The 20,413-nt window shown below is 63.4% G+C and carries 20 protein-coding genes; 5 read left to right on the top strand and 15 right to left on the bottom strand.

Features of this window, described 5'->3' with window-relative positions; all coding sequences use genetic code 11:
- Positions 1 to 125: 125 nt before the first annotated feature.
- Complete coding sequence (locus BGK68_RS22780; protein ID WP_233149388.1) at positions 126 to 1,148, bottom strand: dienelactone hydrolase family protein; 1,023 nt, start codon at positions 1,146 to 1,148, stop codon at positions 126 to 128.
- Positions 1,149 to 1,162: 14 nt separating this feature from the next.
- Positions 1,163 to 2,683: a leucyl aminopeptidase gene (locus tag BGK68_RS22775; protein WP_075258940.1), complete on the bottom strand. Its 1,521-nt coding sequence runs from the start codon at positions 2,681 to 2,683 to the stop codon at positions 1,163 to 1,165.
- Positions 2,684 to 2,834: 151 nt separating this feature from the next.
- On the opposite strand from BGK68_RS22775, the gene lptF reads away from it, so the two are divergent.
- Genes lptF through BGK68_RS22760 form a run of 3 tightly spaced genes read left to right on the top strand, consistent with a single transcriptional unit; the run spans position 2,835 to position 5,493 of the window.
- Entirely contained in the window at positions 2,835 to 3,965 is a 1,131-nt protein-coding gene (gene lptF / locus BGK68_RS22770; RefSeq protein WP_075258939.1) for an LPS export ABC transporter permease LptF, read from the top strand.
- A 1-nt stretch (position 3,966) separates the two neighbouring features.
- Complete coding sequence (gene lptG / locus BGK68_RS22765; RefSeq protein ID WP_075258938.1) at positions 3,967 to 5,097, top strand: LPS export ABC transporter permease LptG; 1,131 nt, start codon at positions 3,967 to 3,969, stop codon at positions 5,095 to 5,097.
- Positions 5,098 to 5,127: 30 nt separating this feature from the next.
- The gene (locus tag BGK68_RS22760; RefSeq protein ID WP_075258937.1) at positions 5,128 to 5,493 is read left to right on the top strand and encodes a sirohydrochlorin chelatase; all 366 of its coding nucleotides are present in this window, start codon (positions 5,128 to 5,130) and stop codon (positions 5,491 to 5,493) included.
- 77 nt (positions 5,494 to 5,570) lie between these two features.
- Here the strand turns inward: BGK68_RS22760 and BGK68_RS22755 are convergent, their stop codons facing one another.
- From BGK68_RS22755 to BGK68_RS22720, 8 genes are all read right to left on the bottom strand, one after another.
- On the bottom strand, positions 5,571 to 5,942 hold the full coding sequence (locus BGK68_RS22755; protein WP_075258936.1) for a tRNA-binding protein: 372 nt from the start codon (positions 5,940 to 5,942) through the stop codon (positions 5,571 to 5,573).
- Between the two features lie 7 nt (positions 5,943 to 5,949).
- Positions 5,950 to 6,711 carry a uroporphyrinogen-III C-methyltransferase gene (gene cobA / locus BGK68_RS22750; RefSeq protein WP_075258935.1) on the bottom strand — a complete coding sequence of 254 codons (762 nt, stop codon included), beginning with the start codon at positions 6,709 to 6,711 and terminating at the stop codon, positions 5,950 to 5,952.
- Between the two features lie 37 nt (positions 6,712 to 6,748).
- Positions 6,749 to 8,080 (bottom strand): sulfate adenylyltransferase subunit 1, encoded by a 1,332-nt coding sequence (locus tag BGK68_RS22745; RefSeq protein WP_075258934.1) that lies wholly within the window; start codon positions 8,078 to 8,080, stop codon positions 6,749 to 6,751.
- The gene (gene cysD, locus BGK68_RS22740) at positions 8,080 to 9,015 is read right to left on the bottom strand and encodes a sulfate adenylyltransferase subunit CysD (RefSeq protein WP_075258933.1); all 936 of its coding nucleotides are present in this window, start codon (positions 9,013 to 9,015) and stop codon (positions 8,080 to 8,082) included. The genes BGK68_RS22745 and cysD overlap by 1 nt, the downstream gene beginning before the upstream one ends.
- 49 nt (positions 9,016 to 9,064) lie before the next feature.
- Entirely contained in the window at positions 9,065 to 9,796 is a 732-nt protein-coding gene (locus BGK68_RS22735; protein WP_075258932.1) for a phosphoadenylyl-sulfate reductase, read from the bottom strand.
- 30 nt (positions 9,797 to 9,826) lie between these two features.
- The gene (locus BGK68_RS22730) at positions 9,827 to 10,354 is read right to left on the bottom strand and encodes a DUF934 domain-containing protein (protein ID WP_075258931.1); all 528 of its coding nucleotides are present in this window, start codon (positions 10,352 to 10,354) and stop codon (positions 9,827 to 9,829) included.
- Positions 10,347 to 12,044 (bottom strand): nitrite/sulfite reductase, encoded by a 1,698-nt coding sequence (locus tag BGK68_RS22725; protein ID WP_075258930.1) that lies wholly within the window; start codon positions 12,042 to 12,044, stop codon positions 10,347 to 10,349. Before BGK68_RS22725 ends, BGK68_RS22730 begins: the two co-directional genes overlap by 8 nt.
- A gap of 63 nt (positions 12,045 to 12,107) precedes the next feature.
- A complete protein-coding gene (locus tag BGK68_RS22720; protein ID WP_075258929.1) occupies positions 12,108 to 12,881 on the bottom strand; it encodes a sulfite exporter TauE/SafE family protein in 774 nt (257 codons plus the stop codon).
- Positions 12,882 to 13,064: 183 nt separating this feature from the next.
- Here BGK68_RS22720 and BGK68_RS22715 point away from each other — a divergent pair, with 183 nt between their 5' ends.
- Entirely contained in the window at positions 13,065 to 14,006 is a 942-nt protein-coding gene (locus tag BGK68_RS22715) for a CysB family HTH-type transcriptional regulator (protein WP_075258928.1), read from the top strand.
- 84 nt (positions 14,007 to 14,090) lie between these two features.
- Here BGK68_RS22715 and BGK68_RS22710 read toward each other — a convergent pair whose 3' ends face one another.
- Positions 14,091 to 15,989: a chemotaxis protein CheA gene (locus tag BGK68_RS22710; protein WP_075258927.1), complete on the bottom strand. Its 1,899-nt coding sequence runs from the start codon at positions 15,987 to 15,989 to the stop codon at positions 14,091 to 14,093.
- Entirely contained in the window at positions 15,989 to 16,726 is a 738-nt protein-coding gene (locus tag BGK68_RS22705) for a protein phosphatase CheZ (RefSeq protein WP_075258926.1), read from the bottom strand. Before BGK68_RS22705 ends, BGK68_RS22710 begins: the two co-directional genes overlap by 1 nt.
- Positions 16,727 to 17,587: 861 nt before the next feature.
- Between BGK68_RS22705 and BGK68_RS22700 the strand changes: the two genes are divergently transcribed.
- Positions 17,588 to 18,199 carry a porin family protein gene (locus BGK68_RS22700; RefSeq protein WP_075258925.1) on the top strand — a complete coding sequence of 204 codons (612 nt, stop codon included), beginning with the start codon at positions 17,588 to 17,590 and terminating at the stop codon, positions 18,197 to 18,199.
- Positions 18,200 to 18,350: 151 nt separating this feature from the next.
- On the opposite strand, the gene panC is transcribed toward BGK68_RS22700, so the two are convergent.
- The 3 genes from panC to BGK68_RS22685 form a co-directional block, all read right to left on the bottom strand.
- Positions 18,351 to 19,190, bottom strand: a complete 840-nt coding sequence (panC, locus tag BGK68_RS22695) for a pantoate--beta-alanine ligase (protein ID WP_075258924.1) — start codon at positions 19,188 to 19,190, stop codon at positions 18,351 to 18,353.
- Between the two features lie 82 nt (positions 19,191 to 19,272).
- The gene (locus BGK68_RS22690; RefSeq protein WP_075258923.1) at positions 19,273 to 20,169 is read right to left on the bottom strand and encodes a segregation and condensation protein A; all 897 of its coding nucleotides are present in this window, start codon (positions 20,167 to 20,169) and stop codon (positions 19,273 to 19,275) included.
- 9 nt (positions 20,170 to 20,178) lie between these two features.
- Entirely contained in the window at positions 20,179 to 20,382 is a 204-nt protein-coding gene (locus tag BGK68_RS22685) for a DUF3460 family protein (protein ID WP_008330239.1), read from the bottom strand.
- Between the last annotated feature and the right edge of the window lie 31 nt (positions 20,383 to 20,413).

Genomic DNA, 20,413 nt, shown 5'->3' with positions numbered 1-20,413 from the left:
GGTTGCTGCAATGCATGTTCCTTCATACCGACCGCGCTCAGGCGTCGGCGTTCCGGAAAAGACCTAGTAGTTTAGTCGAGAATTATTCTGTCTGCCGGAGGCGCACGCGCTGTGCTTGCGGCGGATCAAGGCAGCGTGGCCGGCGGCACCTGGTCGGCCCACGGACCCAGGCGGGCCAGGGCGTCGGCGCGGGCCTGCCGGTTGGCCGGGACGGCCTGGCGGGGGCGTCCGGGATCGTCGAAGTCATGGGTTGCGCCAGGGTACAGGGTGAGCACCGGACTACTGTTGCGGCGCATGGGGATGGCCTGGCGCAGCACGCGCAGGCAGCGCTGGGGGGAGACTTCCTGGTCGGCCGCGCCCAGCAGGACCTGCACGGGCCGGTCCAGTTCAGGTGTGGAAGAGAGCAGGGCCTGGGGACCGCAGCCGGGATAGAACACCATCGCCCCGGCAAAGGAGGGCGCTGTGCCACCCAGGCGACTGGCCTGACGCTGCATCACGTTCAGGGCCGTGCTGGCGCCATTGGACCAGCCTTGCAGCAGGATGCGCGCCGGGTTGACGTCGCTGCGCGGCGCCAGCCAGGCCAGCGCGCCTTCGGCGTCCAGCGGGCGCACCGTCAGTTCGTTGACCTCGGCGCGTTCTGGCGCGCCATGGGTATGCCGTCCGAAGCCATGGGCTACCCCGCGCGGGCCGTAGCTGTCCACCAGCAGGGCCAGGTAGCCGCGTTCTACCCAATAGGCGGCCCAGGCCTGGTGGCGCTGGCTGAGCGTGCTGGCGTCGCAGGGCGAGGGCAGGGCGGGGCCGATGCGGGTGCAGTCACCATTGATCCGGCTGGAGTAGGGGCCGGCGCGCCCGTGCAGCATCACCACGGCAGGGTGCGGTCCGGCGCCGGCAGGGGTAAAGAGGTAGGCGGTCAGCTCGGTGCGTCCATCGGCTGAAGGGAAATGCACGGTCTGCGCGGGCGGCAGGGTCTGGGCCGCCAGCGGCAGCGCCAGCCAGGCGAGGGCGAAAAAAAGCCACCGCAGGCCGGCTGGCTGCGGTGGCGCTACTGCTCGTGCTGCTTGTGCTGCTTGTGTTGATGGGGGCGAGCCGACGGAAGCTTGCGTTCCACAGGCACGCCAGCCTGGCCATGCCAGGACTGGCGTCTCCATCGGCCGCTCCGTCATCAGGCGCGGGCCGGCTTGGCGCTCGCCTGGTTCAGCAGCCAGGTGGTCAGCAGCGGTACCGGGCGGCCCGTTGCGCCCTTGGCCGCGCCGCTCTTCCAGGCAGTGCCGGCGATGTCCAGGTGCGCCCAGGTGTACTTGCGGGTGAAGCGTTCCAGGAAGCAGGCGGCGGTGACGCTGCCGGCCGGCTGGCCGCCGATGTTGGCGATGTCGGCGAAGTTGGACTTCAACTGCTCCTGGTAGACCTCCTGGATGGGCATGCGCCAGGCGGTGTCGCCGCTGTCGCGGCCAGCGGCCAGCAGGGCGTTGGCCAGGGCGTCATGCGCCTCGTCCTCACGGGTGAACAGGCCCGAGTTGTGGTGGCCCAGGGCCACGATGCAGGCGCCGGTCAGGGTGGCGATGTCCACCACGGCGGCCGGCTTGAAGCGTTCCACGTAGGTCAGGGCGTCGCACAGGATCAGGCGGCCTTCGGCGTCGGTATTGAGCACTTCGATGGTCTGGCCGGACATGGAGGTGACGATGTCGCCCGGCTTGGTGGCGCGGCCCGAGGGCATGTTCTCGCAGGTGGGGATGACGCCGATGACGTTCATCTTCAGGCCCAGTTCGGCGATGGTGCGGAAGGTGCCCAGCACCGAGGCGGCGCCGCACATGTCGTACTTCATCTCGTCCATGTTCAGGCCGGGCTTGAGCGAGATGCCGCCGGTGTCGAAGGTGATGCCCTTGCCCACCAGCACCACCGGCGCATCCTTGGCCTTGCCGCCCATGTGCTTCAAGACGATGAACTTGGGCGGCTCGTCGCTGCCGTTGGTGACCGACAGGAAGCTGCCCATCTTCAGCGCCTGCAACTGCTTGCGCTCCAGCACTTCCACGCCCAGGCCGAACTGCTTGGCCAGCTTCTTGGCGGTATTGGCCAGGTAGGTGGGGGTGCAGACATTGCCCGGCAGGTTGCCCAGTTCCTTGGTCAGGGCCATGCCGTTGGCCAGGGCCACGGCTTCGGCCAGGGCCGCCTTGGCGGTGGCGCTGTCGCTGGCCGGGACCAGCAACGTCACCTTCTTCACGCCGGTGGGAGCGGGGTCCTTCTTGCTCTTCATCGTGTCGGAACGGTAGGCCGCGTCACGGCCGGCCAGCACGACGTTGCGGATGGCCCAGGCCAGGTCGCGGCCCTTGACGCCGTCAAAAGGCAGCGCCAGGGCGGCGTCGTCGCAGCCCAGCGTGGCCAGGGTGCGCACCAGCGCGCTGCTGGCGGCGGCGAAGCTCTTGTCGGCGATCTCTTCCTCAGCGCCCAGGCCCAGCAGCACGATGCGCTCGGCAGCGATGCCGGTGACGCCGCGCAGCAGCAGGGTGGAGCCCGGCTTGCCGGAAATGTCGCCCGACTTCAGGGCGGCGCTGATGGCGCCCAGCTTGTCGAGCGCGCCAGCGGCTTTGGACAGCTTGCGGTTTTCATAGATGCCAACCACCAGTGCACCGGTCTTGACGGCGGTCACGGCGTTTTTTGCGTCCAATGTTTTTGTGCTAAAGTCCATCGTTCGTCCTTTGTATGAATTACCTGGCGATTATAGAGCCCATTTCGACGCCACGCGCGCATGAGTTCGCCGGGTGGGCCGGCCGGGACAGGACGCTTCGGACCAGCGCCCGCATTCATTGACCCGACATCAGAGACTTTCCGCCATTTCCATGATTTTCCAGCGCGCACTTCGACGCGAATTGACCAGCACCGCAGGTGGGGTCTTCACGACGCTGTTTACCATCACCCTGACCGTGATGCTCATCAAGATTCTGGGCCAGGCCGCTGGCGGCCAGGTCGCCTCTCAGGACGTGATCGCCCTGATCGGCTTCCAGTCCCTGAACTACATGCCCATCATCCTCATCCTCACCGGCTTCATCTCGGTGCTGCTGGTGATGACGCGCAGCTACCAGGATTCCGAGATCGTGGTCTGGTTCGCCTGCGGCATGTCGCTCACCCGCTGGATCGCCCCGGTGCTGCGTTTCGGCTGGCCCATCGTGGCCCTGGTGGCGGCGCTGTCCTTCGTGGCCACGCCCTGGGCCAACCAGCAGAGCAGCGAATACCGCAGCCGCTTCGAGCAGCGCGAGGATATCGCCCGGGTCTCGCCGGGCAAGTTCCAGGAGTCCGCTGCGGCCAACCGCATCTTCTTTGTCGAAGGCATTTCGGGCGACGCCTCCAAGGTGCGCAACATCTTCGTCAATACCATCGGCGCCGATGGCAAGAACAGCGTGGTGGTGGCCAAGGAAGGCGAAACCGTCATCGATCCCGATGGCGAGAAGTTCGTGGTCATGAACCAGGGCCGCCGCTATGACGGCTCGCCCGGCCTGCCGGACTTCCAGATCGTCGATTTCGAACGCTATGGGCTGCTGATCGGCAACCAGTCCCAGAACGCTGCCGGCGAGCGCTCGGCGCGGGCCTTGCAGATGAATGAGCTGGTCGCCAAGAACGACGGCTACGCCCGCGGCGAGCTGCTCTGGCGCATTGCCTTGCCCTTCATGGCGCTGACCCTGATGCTGCTGGCCATCCCGCTGTCCTTCGTCAATCCGCGCGCCGGACGGTCGCTGGGCCTCTTGGTGGCGCTGCTGCTGTTCGTGGTCTACAGCAATACGGTCAGTGTGTTCCAGGCCTCGGTGGCGCAGGGGCGCGCCACCTTCATGATGGCCTGGTGGCCGGTGCACGTGGTCGTGGTTGTTCTGATCGTGGGCATGTTCGCGCTGCGGCTGAACATCAACCATCCCTATCATCCATCCCGGTTGTGGAGCCGTGTGCGCCGCGCCATGACGTTCCAGCGCGAGGCCTGAGATGCGTGTCATCCAACGTTACTTCACTTCCGAGATCACCCGTTCGGTGCTCTTCGCGCTGGCGGCTTTCCTGGCGCTGTTCGCTTTCTTCGAGATGATGGGGCAGCTGGAGCAGGTCGGTCGCAATGGCTACAAGCTGCAACAGGCGGTGTTCTACGTGTTGATGGGCTTGCCCGGCAACGTCTATGAGTTGATGCCCACCGCCGTGCTGATCGGCACCATCTACACCCTGTCGCAGCTGGCGGCGCGCTCCGAATTCACCATCATGCGCGTCTCCAGCATGTCCACCGGCCAGGCCGCCCGCGTGCTGGCGCGCATCGGCGTAGGCTTTGCGGTGCTGACTATCGTCTTCGGCGAACTGGTCGCCCCCAAGGCTACCGAATGGGCCGAGAAGCTCAAGCTGCAGGCCCAGGGGGCGTCCCTGTCGTCGCAGTTCCGCTCCGGCATGTGGGCCAAGGACGTGATCCGTGACCATGGCCTGGAAGGCAATGTGGTGGGCAGCCGCTTCATCAATATCCGCACCGTGCAGCCGGACGGCCGCATCGAGGGCGTCAAGCTCTACGAGCTGGATTCCGACTTCCACATGGCCCGCATGGTCACGGCCAAGGCTGGCATGTATGACGGCAATCACCAGTGGACGCTGTTGGACGTGGTCCAGTCCGATTTCACCGGTGGGCGCGACCGCAAGATCACCGAGCCGGTCAAGACCGTCAAGTCGGCCCAGTTGAAACTGGTCTCCGAGGTGACGCCGGAGATCCTCTCGGTGCTCTTCGCCGACCCTGATCGCATGTCCGCCTACGACCTGCTGGCCTACACCAAGCACCTGGAAGCCAACAACCAGCGCACTGACCGCTACGAGATCGCGTTCTGGAAGAAGATCGTCTATCCGCTGTCCATCTTCGTGATGCTGGCGCTGGCGCTGCCCTTCGCCTACCTGCACTTCCGCGCTGGCGGGGTGAGCCTGAAGATCTTTACCGGCATCATGATCGGCGTGTGCTTCCAGCTCATCAACAGCCTCTTTTCGCACCTGGGCCTGCTCAACACCTGGCCGGCCTTCGTCACGGCGGCCCTGCCCAGCCTGTTGTTCATGGCCTTGGCGGCGGGGGCGCTGTGGTGGGTGGAACGGACCTGATCGCTTGTTTCAACCTGACCTGACCTTCTCATGCAAAGTCTGATCCTCTTCGCCCATGGCGCCCGCGACCCCGCCTGGGCCGCGCCTTTCGAACGCCTGCGCACCCTGACCCGCGCTGCCATGCCGCAGGCCAGCGTGGAACTGGCCTTCCTGGAACTGATGCAGCCCGATCTTCCCAGCGTGGTGGCGCAGCAGGTGGCGGCAGGCAGCCAGCGCATCACCGTCATTCCGGTGTTCCTGGGGCAGGGCGGCCATGTGCGGCGCGATCTGCCGCAATTGCTGGAGCAGTTGCGCCAGGCGCATCCGCAGGTGGAGATCCGGACCGTGCCGGCAGTGGGAGAGGATGAAGCCGTGTTGCAGGCGATTGCCGCCTATTGCGTAGCGGCCAGCAGCTGAAGCTTGCAGGACCGCTGGAGACGAAGAAGCCCGTTCATGCCGAACGGGCTTTTTTTGCGCCGCTCAGCGCTTAGCGATCAGAACAGGCGCGCGCCGTTGGGAACGGCCTGATCAGGGCTGAACAGCACGACCTCGCCTTGCGCATCCGGAAAGCCCAGCGTCAATACTTCGGACATGAACTTGCCGATCTGGCGCGGCGGGAAATTGACCACCGCTGCGACCTGCCGTCCGACCAATTGGTCCAGCGTGTAGTGGACGGTGATCTGGGCGCTGCTCTGGCGCACGCCGATAGCGGGGCCAAAATCGATCTTCAGCTTGAAGGCAGGCTTGCGTGCCTCGGGGAAGGCCTCGGCCGAGAGGATGGTGCCGACGCGGATGTCGACCTTGAGGAAGCTGTCGAAGTCGATGGAGGCAGCGGGGGGCGCCGCAGGGTCATGGAGCAGGTGCATGGGGTCCTCAGTTGCGGTCGGCCAGCGCTGGCCCGATCATCACCAGCACCGGCCCGCTACAGGCTTGCAGTCCGGCTTCCAGGCCGGCCAGTTGCAGATGGTAGATATGCTGGTCGGGGCGGCTGCAGTTTTCCACCACCACCACCGGGGTATCGGGTGCGTGACCCAGGGCCAGCAGCCGTTGCGCCGTGGCCGTGGCTTCGCGCCCGCCCATGTACTGGACCAGGGTGTCGCCATTGGGCATGCGCACCTCGTCCGGCTCGTCCACGCCCGTGCTGGAAGTGAACAGCGAAACGCTGCGCGCAATCCCGCGCCGCGTCAGCGGACGCTTGGCGGCCGAGGCCGCAGCCAGCGCGGCGGTGATGCCGGGGACGATTTCGTAGGGGATGTGGTGTTCTTCCAGCGCCCGCATCTCTTCATCGGCACGGCCGAAGAGCATGGGGTCGCCGCCTTTCAAGCGCACCACGCGGCGATACTGCTGGGCTGCTTCCACCAGCTTCTGGTTGATGACTGGCTGGGCCGTGGAGCGTTGGCCGCTGCGCTTGCCCACCGAAACCAGCACGGCTTGCGGGCACAGGGCCAGGATGTCCGGCGTGACCAGGGCATCGTGCAGCACGATCTCGGCTTGCGCCAGGAGGCGCGCGGCACGCACCGTCAACAGGTCAGCGGCGCCAGGACCGGAGCCGACCAGCCACACCATGCCCGGATGCTCCGGGCTGGGGGCGGGTGAATCGGAAGAGTGTGAAGTCGCTGCCTGTTGGGTGGCCATGGCCTGTACGAAGAGACGATTGCGGATCGAAGGAAAATCAGTCGATCCGAATCATACCAGCGGCAACCGTCTGGTGGCTCACTTCGTCGATCAGGATGAAGGCGCCGGTGGCGCGGATATCCTGGTAGGCGTCGGCGGCGATGGGTTGCTGCACGTTGACGCTGATACGGGCGATGTCGTTGAGCTTCAGGGTCTCGGCAGGACGACGCTCCTGGGTGTTGATGTCCAAGAGCGTATCGACCTTGGCCACGCGCGCCGCTACCTGCTTGGTGGTGTGCTTGAGCCAGTACTTGCGGCGCAGGTCCAGCGGTTCCTCGGAGAGCCAGCAGACGTCGGCATTGACGGTCTTGAGGATGGTCGAAGGCTGGGCAGCCGCAGCCAGCAGGTCGCCGCGCGAGATGTCCAGGTACTCGTCCAGCAGGATGGTCACCGACTGCCCGGCCGTGGCCGATTCCAGCGAACCGTCCAGGGTCTGGATGTCCTTGACGGTCGCACTCTGGCCGCTGGGCAGCACGACCAGCTTGTCACCCTTGGCCACCTTGCCGGCCTCGATGCGGCCCATGTAGCCACGGAAGTCATTGGCTTCATGGCCGTTGTGGCGCGCCACCAGCTGCACCGGGAAGCGGAAGGCTTCTTCGTGCGCATCTTCATAGACCGACAGCGACTCCAGCAGGGTGATCAGCGTCGGGCCCTGGTACCAGGGCATGCGCGCGCTGGCTTCCACCACGTTGTCGCCGGCCAGCGCCGACAGCGGGATGGCGTGCACGTCCTGCAAGCCCAGTTGCTGCGCGAACTGCTGATAGGCACCGACGATGCGGTCATAGACGGTCTGGTCGTAATCCACCAGGTCCATCTTGTTGATGGCCACGATCACGTGCTGGATCTGCAACAGGTGCGCGATGGTGGAGTGGCGCTTGGTCTGGGTCAGCAGTTCCACGCTGCCATCCTCACCGAGCTTCACCTTGGAGACGTCCACCAGGATGATGACGGCGTCCGCAGTGGAGGCCCCGGTCACCATGTTGCGGGTGTACTGCTCATGGCCCGGGGTGTCGGCGATGATGAACTTGCGCTTGGGGGTGGCGAAGTAGCGATACGCCACGTCGATGGTGATGCCTTGCTCGCGCTCGGCTTCCAGGCCATCGGTGAGCAGCGACAGGTCCACCGTGTCGCCCACGGTGCGCTTGTGCTTGGCGCGCGAGATGGCGTCGAGCTGGTCGGCGAAGATGCCCTTGCTGTCGAACAGCAGGCGGCCGATCAGGGTGCTCTTGCCATCGTCCACGGAACCGGCGGTGATGAAGCGCAGCAGGCCGCGTTCGTGCGGTTGGGCGGAGGCCTGGGCCAGTTGTGCTTGGGTTGCGGCGGCGTTCATCAGAAATATCCTTCCTTCTTGCGTTTTTCCATCGAGGCTTCGGACGTCTGGTCGTCCATGCGGGTCGCGCCGCGCTCGGTAATCTGGGTCACTGCGGTCTCGGCGATGATGGCTTCGACCGAAGCGGCATCGGAGGAGACCGGGCAGGTGCAGGAGATGTCGCCCACGGTGCGGAAGCGCACAATCTGCTTTTCCACGGTCTCGCCTTCGCGGGCCGGGGTGAGGTCGGTCAGCGGCACCAGCAGGCCATTGCGGGGGATCACTTCGCGCTCGTGGGCGAAGTAGATCGAGGGCAGGGCCAGGTTTTCGCGGGCAATGTACTGCCACACGTCCAGCTCGGTCCAGTTGGAGATGGGGAAGACACGCATGTTTTCACCCGGATGTACGCGCGTGTTATACAGGTCCCACAGCTCGGGGCGCTGGGCCTTGGGATTCCATTGGCCGAACTCGTCGCGGAAGGAGAAGATGCGTTCCTTGGCGCGGGCCTTTTCTTCATCACGGCGCGCGCCGCCGATACAGGCGTCGAACTTGAATTCTTCGATGGTTTCCAGCAGCGTTACGGCTTGCGCTGCGTTGCGCGAATCGGTCTGCGGATTGCGCAGGCGCACGGTGCCGCGCTTGATCGAATCTTCCACCGAACGCACCACCAGGCGCTCGCCCAGTTCAGCGGCGCGGCGGTCGCGGAATTCGATGACTTCCGGGAAGTTGTGGCCGGTGTCGATGTGCACCAGCGGGAAGGGGAACTTGCCGGGGCGGAAGGCTTTCTCGGCGATGCGCAGCAGCACCACCGAGTCCTTGCCGCCGGAAAACAGCAGCGCCGGGTTGCTGCACTCGGCGGCGACCTCGCGCATGATGTGGATGGCTTCCGATTCCAGCCAGTCGAGGTGACGGTTGCTGGCGTTGTCCAAAAAGAGTTTGTCTACCGCTGTGTTCATGCCGGACCTTCCGATGCTTTGCTTGTTGTTGCTCTGGTTGAATTCTGGTTCAGCTCGCTGCGTGCGCCTTGATGCGCACCAGCTTGCCATCGACCACATGCAGGCCGCATTCCTTGGAGTCGGGGTTTTCCCACCACCAGCGGCCGGCACGGATATCTTCACCTGGCTGGATGGCCCGGGTACAGGGCTCGCAGCCGATGGACGGATAACCCTGGTCATGCAGCGGGTTGTAGGGCACGTCGTTGGCGCGGATGTAGTCCCAGACGTCCTGTTCCGACCAGTCGGCCAGGGGGTTGAACTTCTCCATGCCGTGGGCTTCGTCACGTTCCTGCACGTGCAGCTCGGCGCGCGTGACCGATTGGGCGCGGCGCTGGCCGGTGACCCAGGAGGCCTTGCCTTGCAGGGCGCGGTTCAGCGGCTCCATCTTGCGGATGTGGCAGCATTCCTTGCGCAGTTCCACACTGTCGTAGAAGGCGTTGGCACCGTTCTTCTGCACGTAGGCCTCGATCGCCTCGGGCTGCGGACGGTAGGGCGCGACGTCGTAATCGTAGGTCGCGCGGATGCGGTCGATCATGCCCACGGTCTCCTTGTGCAGGCGACCGGTTTCCAGGGTGAAGATGCTGATACGGTCCTGCAGCTTGCCGCGCAGGATCAGGTCGGTCAGCACCATGTCTTCGGCGGCCAGGCTGGAGGCCAGCGCCGCCGGGGCGTACTCGGCGGCGATGCGTTCCAGCGTGGCCTGGGTCTTGGCGATGAGGTCTTGCAAGCCTGGGTTAGTCATGGTCTGTCCTTCCTTCTTCACAATCGCGGTTCAGTCGGCGGTCTGCGCGGTTTCGCGCTTGACGCGGCGGAACAGCGGGTTCTTCTCGTCCCAGGAGGTCTGGTACTTCTCGGAGAAGTCGGTCAGGCCCTTGACGGCGTCATGGATGTTCTTGTCGGCACGCACGGCAAAGGCGTCGAAGCCCACGCGCTGCATGTAGAACAGCTGGTCGCGCAGCACGTCGCCGATGGCGCGCAGCTCACCGGTATAGCCCAGGCGGGCGCGCAGGTTGTAGGCGATGGAATAGCCACGGCCATCGGCGAACTTGGGGAAGTCCACGGCCACGACCTTGAAGCTGTCCAGCTGGCCCTTCAGTTCTTCCGGACGCTCATCGCTGGCCAGCCACACGCCGATCTCGGCGCGCGCCTTGAGGGCCTCGCCCTGCGCCTGCCACACCTTCAGCGGCACGATCACGTGGCCTTGCGGCACAGTCACGGTCTCGGCGGTCTCGCCTTCAGCCAGGCGCAGTACGTTCCAGTCGTCACTGACGACGGTCTTGTTCTTGATGATTTCAGGCATTTGCGTCTTCTCCTGCGACATACTCGGCCGAACGGATCGGCGTTGCGTAAACGAATTCCTTGAACGGGGTCACACCGATGCGGCGCACGGTGTCGATGAAGCGTTCTTCTTCGGTGCGCTGCTTGACGTACACCTGCAGCAGGCGGTCAATCACGGTGGGCATCTGGGTGGCCGAGAACGAGGGGCCGATGATCTTGCCGATGGAGGACTCGTTGCCCTGGGCACCGCCCAGCGACACTTGGTACCACTCCGAACCATCCTTGTCCACGCCCAGGATGCCGATATTGCCCACGTGGTGGTGGCCGCAGGCGTTGATGCAACCGGAGATGTTCAGTTCGATATCGCCGATGTCATGCTGGAAGTCGATGTTCTCGAACTTCTCGGCAATGGCCTGGGCGATCGGGATCGACTTGGCATTGGCCAGCGAGCAGAAATCGCCGCCGGGGCAGCAGATGATGTCGGTCAAGAGGCCGATGTTCGGGGTCGCCAGGCCATGCGACTTGGCGGCTTGCCACAGCGCATACAGCTCGGACTGCTTGACGTCGGCCAGCACCAGGTTCTGCTCGTGGGTCACGCGCAGTTCGCCAAAACTGTATTTGTCGGCCAGGTCGGCCACGAAGTTCATCTGGTCGGCGGTGATGTCGCCCGGCGGCACGCCCGGCTTCTTCAGTGACAGGACCACGGCGGCATAACCGGCCTTCTTGTGCGCCTTGACGTTGCGCTTGATCCAGTTGGCAAAGCCGCGATCTTCGGCCTTCAGGCGTTCGTATTCGGCATCCACCGCCGGCAGGGTTTCATAGGCCGGGTCGGTGAAGAACTTGGCCACGCGCTGCAGTTCTTCTTCGGTCAGGGTGGAGGGGCCGTCCTTGATCTGGGCCCATTCTTCTTCCACCTGGCGCGCAAATTCCTCGGGGCCGATGGCCTTGACCAGGATCTTGATGCGCGCCTTGTACATGTTGTCGCGGCGACCGTACTGGTTGTAGACGCGCAGGATGGCTTCCAGGTAGGACATGGCGTGCTTCCAGGGCAGGAAGTCACGGATGACGCTGCCCAGGATGGGGGTGCGGCCCATGCCGCCGCCGACCAGCACACGGAAGCCGACTTCGCCGGCTTCGTTCTTGATGACGTGCAGGCCGATGTCATGCACGGCGGTGGCGGCACGGTCTTCGGCGGCACCGCTGATGGCGATCTTGAACTTGCGCGGCAGGTAGGCGAACTCGGGGTGGAAGGTGCTCCACTCGCGGATCAGTTCGGCGTAGGGGCGCGGGTCGACGATCTCGTCGGCGGCCACGCCGGCCAGCTCGTCCGAGGTGGTGTTGCGGATGCAGTTGCCGGAGGTCTGGATGGCGTGCATTTCCACGCTGGCCAATTGTTCCAGGATCTCAGGGGATTCTTCCAGCTTGATCCAGTTGAACTGGATGTTCTGGCGGGTGGTGAAGTGGCCGTAGCCGCGGTCGTACTTGACGGCGATCTCGGCGAACTTGCGCAGTTGATTGGAGGCCAGCATGCCATAGGGAATGGCGATGCGCAGCATGTAGGCATGGCGTTGCAGGTACAGGCCATTCTGCAGGCGCAGGATGCGGAATTCGTCTTCGGCCAGCTCATCCGACAGGCGCCGGCGCACCTGGTCCCGGTATTGTGCGACTCGCTCTTTGACGATCAGGTGATCGTATTGGTCATAGCGGTACATCTTGTCTTCCCTGTTAACGTCTTATGGGCGCCCGGATCAGGGTGCGCCCGATTGAAAATAAGCCTACCAAATCAGCTTGACTGCAACGCTCGTCAGCGTAATGGCCAGCAGGCCGCGCAAGAATTTCTCCGGCACCGCTCGCGCTGCGAGTGAGCCGATGGTGATGCCCGGCACCGACCCCAGCAGCAGGGTGACCAGCAATTCCCAGTTGATCGAACCCAGCCACCAGTGACCCAGGGCCGCAATGGCGGTCAGCGGGACGGCGTAGGCGATGTCGGTGCCAGCGATCTCGGCCGGAGACAGGCGAGGATACAGCAAGACCAGCAAGGTCGCGCCCACCGCGCCTGCGCCGATGGAGGAAATGGTGACCAGCGTCCCCAGCAGGGCGCCCGCGGCAATGGTGGCGTTGGCCAGCGTCGCGCCTTGCAGCTGGCGCTGCGGATGGGCATTGAGCCAGGCCTGCATGCGCGAGCGGAACAGCAGGGCGATCACGGTCAGGAACACCGAGATGGCAATCGAATAGCGGATGGTCAGGGCGATGCCGTCGCTGACCGCGCCGAAGTGCTTGAGCAGCAGGGTCGTGATCAGGGCGGCAGGCAGGGCGCCGTAGGAGAGGCGGCGCACCACATCCCAGCGCACCGTGCCCTTGAAGCGATGGGCCAGGGTGCCGGCGGTCTTGGTGGCCGAGGCAAAGGCCAGGTCGGTACCAACGGCCACGGAGGGGTGGATGCCGAACAGCAAGGTCAACAGTGGTGTCATGAGCGAGCCGCCACCGACCCCGGTCAGTCCGACCAGCAGTCCTACAGCAAATCCGCTTACTACATAAGAAACAGTCATAACACCTCGCCCATTAGTCTGCGAATCGTAATAAACTTATGCTTCAAACCAAACTACATAGTATTTATTTGCTTATATACGCCTTTGGCATATGGAAATGCGGCCAATGAAGCAAATAAGAAGCAGGCAAGGCTGGCGCGGTGCGCTGCCCTGCTGACTAGGTAGAAGCGAAGGAATTCCCATATGAATCTTCATCAATTCCGTTTCGTGCGCGAAGCGGTACGGCAGAACTTCAACCTCACCGAGGCCGCCAAGGCCCTCTATACCTCGCAGCCAGGCGTGTCCAAGGCCATCATCGAGCTGGAGGAAGAGCTGGGCGTGGACATCTTCACCCGTCACGGCAAGCGCATCCGCGGCCTGACCGAGCCGGGGCGGGCGGTGCTGCGCTCGGTCGAGCTGATCATGCAGGAGGTGGATGGCCTCAAACGCATCGGCAAGGAATTCGCCGCCCACGACAGCGGCAGTTTCACCATCGCGACCACCCACACCCAGGCGCGCTATGCGCTGCCCAAGGTAGTACAGGCCTTCACCCAGAAATACCCCAAGGTGCATCTATCCTTGCTGCAAGGCAATCCCAAGCAGATCACCGAGATGGTGCGCAACGACCAGGCCGACATCGCCATCGCCACCGAGGCGCTGGCTTCGGGCGAAGGGCTGGTCTCGCTACCCTGCTATCAATGGGAGCATGTGGTGGTGGTGCCGCCGGATCATCCCTTGCTGCAGTCCAAGAGCCTCACCCTGGAAGAGATCGCCACCAATCCGCTGATCACCTATGACTCCGCCTTCAGCGGCCGCAGCAAGATCGACCACGCCTTCTCCTTGCGCCAGCTCAAGCCGGATGTGGTGCTGGAAGCCATCGACGCCGACGTCATCAAGACCTATGTGGAGCTGGGCATGGGGGTGGGCATCATCGCCGGCATCGCCTTCGATGCCGAGCGTGATCGCGGGCTGCGGGCCATTCCGGCCGGCCATCTGTTCGGCACGAATGTGTCGCGCGTTGCCCTCAAGCAAGGGGCTTATCTGCGTGGATATGTCTATACCTTCATCGAATTGCTGGCGCCCACGCTCAACCGCAAGCTGATCGCCCAGGTGATGGAGGGCGAGAAGGACATGTACGAGCTCTGACAAGCGCATGGGCTGAGTAGAAGCAAAACGGCCGGATCGTGGAAGATCCGGCCGTTTTGCTTTCTTGCCAATACCGCTTGCAGCTTAGGCCACTGCCGTACGCTCCATGTCGCGACAGCCATCGAGCAGGAAGGACAAGCCCACCACCAGCACCAGCTCACCCTCGGCCGAACGGGCCGTACCGGTGATGCCGGCGGTATGGATGGCGGTCAGCGGTTTGATCACCAGATCGGCCGTGCCTTCCACCGATTCCACGCCCAGAATGTAGGGGTGGGGGACCGCCATGACGATGCCTACGCGCTCATTGCCCGGCTCGTAACCCAGCACGCCGGCCAGCGAATTGACCGGCAGCGGGCGGCCCTGGTCGCGCAGCACCGGCGCACCACCCACTTCGTCGAAGTTTTCCGGCAGCTCGACCACGCGTTCGACCACCGCCATCGGCAGGGCCAGCGGCGCGCCGGCGCAACGCACCAGCATGGTCGGGATGATCGACAGTTCAATGGGCAGGCGGATCGAGAACTTGGTGCCCTTGCCAATGGTGGATTCGATGCGGATGGTGCCGCGATGCTTTTCCACTGCGGTCTTGACCACGTCCATGCCCACGCCGCGTCCGGAAACGCTGGAGGCCACTTCCTTGGTCGAGAAGCCAGGCAGGAACACCAGCTGCAGTGCCTCGTCGGCGGTCAGCGCCTGGTGTTCGTTGATCAGACCCTTGGCCAGCGCCTTGCTGCGCAGCATGTCCGGGTCCATGCCCTTGCCGTCGTCGAAGACTTCGATCATGACACTGCTACCAGCCTGCCAGGCGTTGAGCGAGATGGTGGCCTTGGTCGGCTTGCCCGCGGCGACACGGTCCACTTCGATGCCGTGGTCCAGCGAGTTGCGCAGCATGTGCACCAGCGGGTCGTAGAGGCTGTCCACCACCACGCGGTCCACTTCGGTTTCGGCGCCGGTGATGACCAGATCGACGTCCTTGCCCAGGTCCTTGGCCAGTTCGCGCACCAGTCGGGGGAATTTCTGGAACAGGCGGCCGACCGGCTGCATGCGCGTGGACAGCGTGGCGCGTTGCAGCTCGCTGGAATAGCGCGAGGCGCGTCCCAGGGTCTCGGCCAGGGTCGACATCAGCGCCGCAGCGGTGCCTTCGAACTTGAACTGTTGCAGCTTTTCCAGCAGCACGGCGGCCTGGTTGGCGGCCTGCACCGATTCGCCGGCCACTTCCAGCAGGGCGTCGAGCTTGCCGGCATCGATACGGATGCTTTCTTCCTTGGCGCTGCCAGACGAATCGGTGGCGCGGCGGTTGTGCTGGGCCGGTGCTGCCGCCTTGGTATCGCCGTCGGCAGCCGGTGCAGCGGCCGCGACAGCCGCCGCAGGGGCAGATGCGGCAGCCACGGGCGCGGCTTCGGCCGCGGCGCTGGCAACCGGCGCTGCTGCGGCGGCGCCTGGCACCAGCGCCTGGTACAGCGCAGGCCAGTTCAGCTCGCCATTTTGCATCACGTTGGCGCTGCCATCCACGGCAGCCGCCGCAGGCGCGGCGCTGGCAACAGGGGCAGTGCTGGCCGCGGGCGCGGGCGCGGCAGCAGGCGCAGCCGCTGCCTCGCTCTTGCCTTCGATGGCTTGCGTGAGGATGTCCTTGAGCTCGCCCGGCATCGACGCCAGGCTGTCGGGGGCCGCGCCATTGGACAATTCATTCAACTGGTCGGCCACGAAGCCGCTGGCTTGCAGCGCCGCTTCGATCGCCAGCGGAGTGACCGGTGCTTTGCCGGTGCGCAGGGCGTCGAACAGGTTTTCGGTCAGGTGGCAGGCCGACACCATGGCCGGCAGGTTCACGAACCCGGCGCCGCCCTTGATGGTGTGGAATGCGCGGAAGACCGCATTGAGGATTTCAAGATCATCAGGATGTCGTTCCAGCGTCAGCAGATGCTCTTCCACGTTGGTGGCGAGCTCCAACGCTTCAACGACAAAATCCTTGAGCATTTCGTCATCCATTAGAACCCCAGGCTATCGAGTAAGTCATCCACATCGGTCTGGCCCATGGCGGTGCCAGGCGCGGCAGGACCATTGAGCAGGGTGACCGGCTTTTCGGCTTCGATCTGCGCGCGCACCTCGGGCGGTGCATTGTCGCGCAGCAACTGCGCCAGTTCGCGCTCGGCGGTGGTGGTGATGCCCACGATCTTCTTGATCAGCTGGCCAGTGATGTCCTGGAAATCCTGAGCCATCATGATTTCCAGCATGCGGGCTTTTTCGGCTTCGGTCGATTCGACCACGGCGGCCGAAAACTTCTGCGAATCGCCGGCCAGTTGCTTGAATTCGTCGATGCTCATCTGGCCCGCATACAGGCGGCTCCAGCGGTCATTGATGTCCTTGGCCTGTTCCTGCAGGCGGTCCTGGGCGGGCATGCCCGAGTCCAGGGCGTTGAGCACCTTGTTGGCGGCCTGCTCGGTGAGCGTGGCGATGTGCTCAAGACGGCTCTGGGCATCGCCGATCTGGGAGGCCACGTCATTGAGCGAGCGGTCATAGCCCAGCTCGCGCATGGAGTCGTGCAGCAGCCGGACGATGCCGCCCAGGCGCGCATACATGGGCTTGTCGCTCTGGTCTTCGGGCGCCGCCTCGGCCGCGCCCTCGGTTGCAGGGGCGCCAGCTTCTTCGCCGGTGGCGGTCATGGCCGGCAGTGTCTGCGCGGAAATTTCGTCAAACAGTGCTTCCAGATCAACGTCGTCGCTCATGATTACTGATTCTCCCAACAAATTTAGTGCGCTTTTATGTGCACATCTATGCAAAGTTGCCCGTTCAGGCGGATCAAAAACGAGTCGTTACGGAAGGCGCACAAGTGCGTTGCTTGCCATATCGGCAGGCAGACGCAGACTCTGAAGGCCCGCAGAGCACGACAACGATTCAGGGATGACAGGTGAGGCCGATGGACAGGACAGTCCACGGGTCGACGATGCCATGGCGCCGAGTATAGGACTTCCCCTTCCCATCTCATCGGCTAAACAGCGAGTGAAATCCCCCATTTGTTCCATTTTTTCTTCACATTGCCAAAAACGGACTGGCTGCAATGCGAAGCATTATTCGAAATATTTCTATATGTCGTCTATATAAGACCGGATTCTAACGCTCTTTTTCTCTAAAGCAATACGCATGCCCGACTTGTGCTGATTTACATCATCGATTGCAGTCCTGCCTGTGGCGCCGATGCTGCATGTCAGTAACTGTGATTTTGCTGCTGGGACAAAGTCGGCGTAACGCATCTGTGTTCTGCGAGACGCAGCGTTTCGCTGTTGTTGATCTCCGACCTGGTTTTGCGGGCCCGGCGGCTGCAACCTCAGCCGCGCAAGTTCGAGCTGAAGATACGGGTGAAGCGCGGTAAGTACATAAAAAATACAGAAGTTAGTAACGCTTCGATTCCACTCTAGTAAATCAGGGAATTACGCGACCGAACTTGGTCTTGCTGCCGCTGGCACGCCAGCTCCAACTTTACTATCCCTGCGGCTTTCGATCCGGGATGTTCGCCGGTAGAAGCTTGCCCGTCCGTCGCATTGGGCGCGGCGGGTGGTGTTTCGTCAAATCAATTTCGGAGGACGTTCATGAAGAAAAGCTATCTATGCGTGGCAGGAGCGATGCTGCTTGCCTCAACTGCTGCATCGGCGCAGGCAGTGAAGGCGGAGAGAGGATTCTATGTTGGCCTGGAAGGCGGTGCGGCTAGGTACGATATCGATGTCGTACGCTCTAGGAATGTGACCGAAAAGAACGACGCCGGCATGTTGCGGCTAGGGGGCGGTTATCAGCTGAGTCCCAACTTTTCGCTGGAAGCAGCTTACTTTCGGATAGGTGATACCACCCTCGACTATGCCGACGCGCACACCCGCGAACATGCCAAGGCAAATGTTAGCGGCTTTGATCTCACAGCGGCTTACCGTTTTTCCGAGGGCTTGCCCGGTGTTTATGTGAAGGGGGGATTCATTCAGTCCACTGTGAAAGAAACCGCCAGGTCGGAGACTCGTGATCTGAACAATATTTCCATCGATACCGTCCAGGTCAGCGCCTCGGGTACCGGTTATCTGCTGGGCGTGGGCTACGAATACGATCTGGCCAGGAGCGTCAGCATCGGTGGTGGCTATACGCGATTGGAGAACCTGGGGGGCAGATCCAATATCGCCGTCAATCTGTGGAGTGCAACACTGAAGTATCGCTTCTGAGGCGCGGCTGCGTGCCGACGAGCACCATCTTACCCACGAGGAGAGATGGTGTCGTTCTCAGGAGCTGCTTTGAAGTACTTTGAAGTGCTTTGAAGTCCTTTAAAGTCGTTTGAAGACTTTTAAAGTATTTTTTGCAGCACTACTACACGCATCAGATCTCGAGGTTATCGATCAGGCGAGTCGCCCCCAGCTTGGCGGCCGACAGCACCACCAGCGGCGCGCCTTGTTCCATGTCGGCGGCCGAAGGCGGCTGCAGGTCGATGCGCTTGCGCACGGCCACGTAGTCCGGCTTCCAGCCACGTCCAGCCAAACGGTCCATGGCCAGTTGCTCGACCTGCGCGACCTTGTGCTGGCCGCCGCGTACTTCATTGGCGACATCATTGAGCACCTGGTAGAGCAGCGGCGCTTCGGCGCGTTCTTCAGCGGACAGGTAGCCATTGCGCGAGGACAGCGCCAGGCCGTCTTCGGCGCGATAGGTCTCGGCGCCGACGATTTCGGTCGGCAAGGCGAACTGGCGCGCCATGTTACGCACGATCATCAACTGCTGGTAATCCTTCTTGCCGAACACCGCCACGCGCGGCTGCACGCAAGAGAACAGCTTCATCACCACGGTGGAGACGCCGGTGAAGAAACCGGGACGGAATTCACCTTCGAGGATGTTGCCCAGGTCATTGGGCGGCTGCACGCGGTATTCCTGCGGTTCCGGGTACATGTCCTTTTCGGTCGGGGCGAAGAGCACGTAGACGCCTTCCTTCTCCAGCTTCTCGACGTCGGCCTGGAAGGTGCGCGGATATTTGTCGAAGTCCTCGTTGGGGCCGAATTGCAGGCGGTTCACGAAGATCGATGCCACCACCGGATCGCCGTGGGTGCGCGCCAGGCGCATCAGCGAGAGGTGGCCTTCGTGCAGGTTGCCCATGGTCGCCACGAAGGCGGTGCGCAACTGGCCGCGCAGATGGTCGCGAAGTTCTTCGATCGAGGAAATGATTTTCATGCGGATTCTCTGGTTGCGGGCTGGCCGGCGTTGTTCTCATGCATGCGCGGCGCGGCCCCGGTTGTCGCTAGGCTGCGCCGGTTCAGCTGGGCGAGTACGACAGTCTGACATAGATGGGGGCGAAGGCTTCGGCCTGGGTGATCTCGATGAGCGTTTCCTTGGCCAGTTCAAGCAGGGCGATGAAGTTGACCACCACCACCGGCACTCCCCGCGAGGGATCGAAGAGGTCGGAGAACTCCACGAAACGCGCCGACTGCAGCCGTCGCAGGATGCCCGTCATGTGCTCGCGCACCGAGAGCTCTTCGCGGCTGATATGGTGGTGCTGGGTCAGCTTGGCGCGCCGGAGGATGTCGGCCCAGACCGCTTTGAGGTCATCCATGTTGACCTCGGGCCAGCGGGTGACCACGGTCTGCTCGATATGGACCTGGGTGCGCACGTAGTCGCGCCCGACCTGCGGCAACTGGTCCAGTTCCTGGGCGGCCAGCTTGATCTGTTCGTACTCCAGCAGCCGGCGCACCAGCTCGGCGCGCGGGTCTTCGGGTTCTTCGCCGCTTTCCGCCTTCTTGGCCGGCAGCAGCATGCGCGACTTGATCTCGATGAGCATGGCCGCCATCAGCAGGTATTCGGCGGCCAGTTCCAGGTTCTGCTTGCGGATCTGCTCGACGTATTCCAGGTACTGGGCGGTGACCTGCGCCAGCGGGATGTCGAGGATGTTGAAGTTCTGCTTGCGGATCAGGTAGAGCAGCAGGTCCAGCGGCCCCTGGAAGGCTTCCAGGAAGACTTCCAGCGCATCCGGCGGGATGTAGAGGTCATTGGGCAGCTGGAACAGCGGCTCCCCGTACAGGCGCGCCAATGCCACGCCGTCGATCACGTCGGGCGTGCTGTCCTGTTGTCCGGCGGGGGTGATGTCGATGGCGTCGGCGCTGGGTTCCGCGCCGGGCTGGCCGGCCAGATCGGCGCCACCTGCTTGGGCCGTCATGCGGAACGCTTAGTGGCTCTGGTAGACGTAGGGCTGTTGCGCCACGCGCGAGGCCTTGTCACGGGCGGTCTTGTCCAGGTCCAGCGGTTCCTTGTCCCACAGCAGGGCGCGACCGGCGCGCTGAGATTCTTCCAGCTTCGGGTTCTTCGTCTTCAGTTCATCGATGAACTGGGTGATTTCAGATACGTAGGTGGTTTTTTTTCCGAAGAGCATGATAATTTCAGGCCAAATGTTACACAGAGGG

This window comes from Herbaspirillum camelliae (assembly GCF_001929405.1).
Taxonomy (GTDB): domain Bacteria; phylum Pseudomonadota; class Gammaproteobacteria; order Burkholderiales; family Burkholderiaceae_D; genus Herbaspirillum; species Herbaspirillum seropedicae.
Note: the sequence above shows the minus strand (reverse complement) of the source record. Positions and strands in the feature narration are given on the sequence as shown.

Bases quoted from the DNA above. Each gene is read 5' to 3' on its own strand.
- BGK68_RS22705 (WP_075258926.1), bottom strand. From the start codon at position 16,726: ATGAGCGACGACGTTGATCTGGAAGCACTGTTTGACGAAATTTCCGCG.
- BGK68_RS22720 (WP_075258929.1), bottom strand. From the start codon at position 12,881: ATGACTGTTTCTTATGTAGTAAGCGGATTTGCTGTAGGACTGCTGGTC.
- BGK68_RS22725 (WP_075258930.1), bottom strand. From the start codon at position 12,044: ATGTACCGCTATGACCAATACGATCACCTGATCGTCAAAGAGCGAGTC.
- cysD (WP_075258933.1), bottom strand. From the start codon at position 9,015: ATGAACACAGCGGTAGACAAACTCTTTTTGGACAACGCCAGCAACCGT.
- BGK68_RS22780 (WP_233149388.1), bottom strand. From the start codon at position 1,148: ATGGAGACGCCAGTCCTGGCATGGCCAGGCTGGCGTGCCTGTGGAACG.
- BGK68_RS22700 (WP_075258925.1), top strand. From the start codon at position 17,588: ATGAAGAAAAGCTATCTATGCGTGGCAGGAGCGATGCTGCTTGCCTCA.
- BGK68_RS22690 (WP_075258923.1), bottom strand. From the start codon at position 20,169: ATGACGGCCCAAGCAGGTGGCGCCGATCTGGCCGGCCAGCCCGGCGCG.
- lptG (WP_075258938.1), top strand. From the start codon at position 3,967: ATGCGTGTCATCCAACGTTACTTCACTTCCGAGATCACCCGTTCGGTG.
- BGK68_RS22775 (WP_075258940.1), bottom strand. From the start codon at position 2,683: ATGGACTTTAGCACAAAAACATTGGACGCAAAAAACGCCGTGACCGCC.
- cobA (WP_075258935.1), bottom strand. From the start codon at position 6,711: ATGGCCACCCAACAGGCAGCGACTTCACACTCTTCCGATTCACCCGCC.
- panC (WP_075258924.1), bottom strand. From the start codon at position 19,190: ATGAAAATCATTTCCTCGATCGAAGAACTTCGCGACCATCTGCGCGGC.
- BGK68_RS22745 (WP_075258934.1), bottom strand. From the start codon at position 8,080: ATGAACGCCGCCGCAACCCAAGCACAACTGGCCCAGGCCTCCGCCCAA.
- BGK68_RS22710 (WP_075258927.1), bottom strand. From the start codon at position 15,989: ATGGATGACGAAATGCTCAAGGATTTTGTCGTTGAAGCGTTGGAGCTC.
- BGK68_RS22685 (WP_008330239.1), bottom strand. From the start codon at position 20,382: ATGCTCTTCGGAAAAAAAACCACCTACGTATCTGAAATCACCCAGTTC.
- BGK68_RS22730 (WP_075258931.1), bottom strand. From the start codon at position 10,354: ATGCCTGAAATCATCAAGAACAAGACCGTCGTCAGTGACGACTGGAAC.
- BGK68_RS22735 (WP_075258932.1), bottom strand. From the start codon at position 9,796: ATGACTAACCCAGGCTTGCAAGACCTCATCGCCAAGACCCAGGCCACG.
- lptF (WP_075258939.1), top strand. From the start codon at position 2,835: ATGATTTTCCAGCGCGCACTTCGACGCGAATTGACCAGCACCGCAGGT.
- BGK68_RS22715 (WP_075258928.1), top strand. From the start codon at position 13,065: ATGAATCTTCATCAATTCCGTTTCGTGCGCGAAGCGGTACGGCAGAAC.
- BGK68_RS22755 (WP_075258936.1), bottom strand. From the start codon at position 5,942: ATGCACCTGCTCCATGACCCTGCGGCGCCCCCCGCTGCCTCCATCGAC.
- BGK68_RS22760 (WP_075258937.1), top strand. From the start codon at position 5,128: ATGCAAAGTCTGATCCTCTTCGCCCATGGCGCCCGCGACCCCGCCTGG.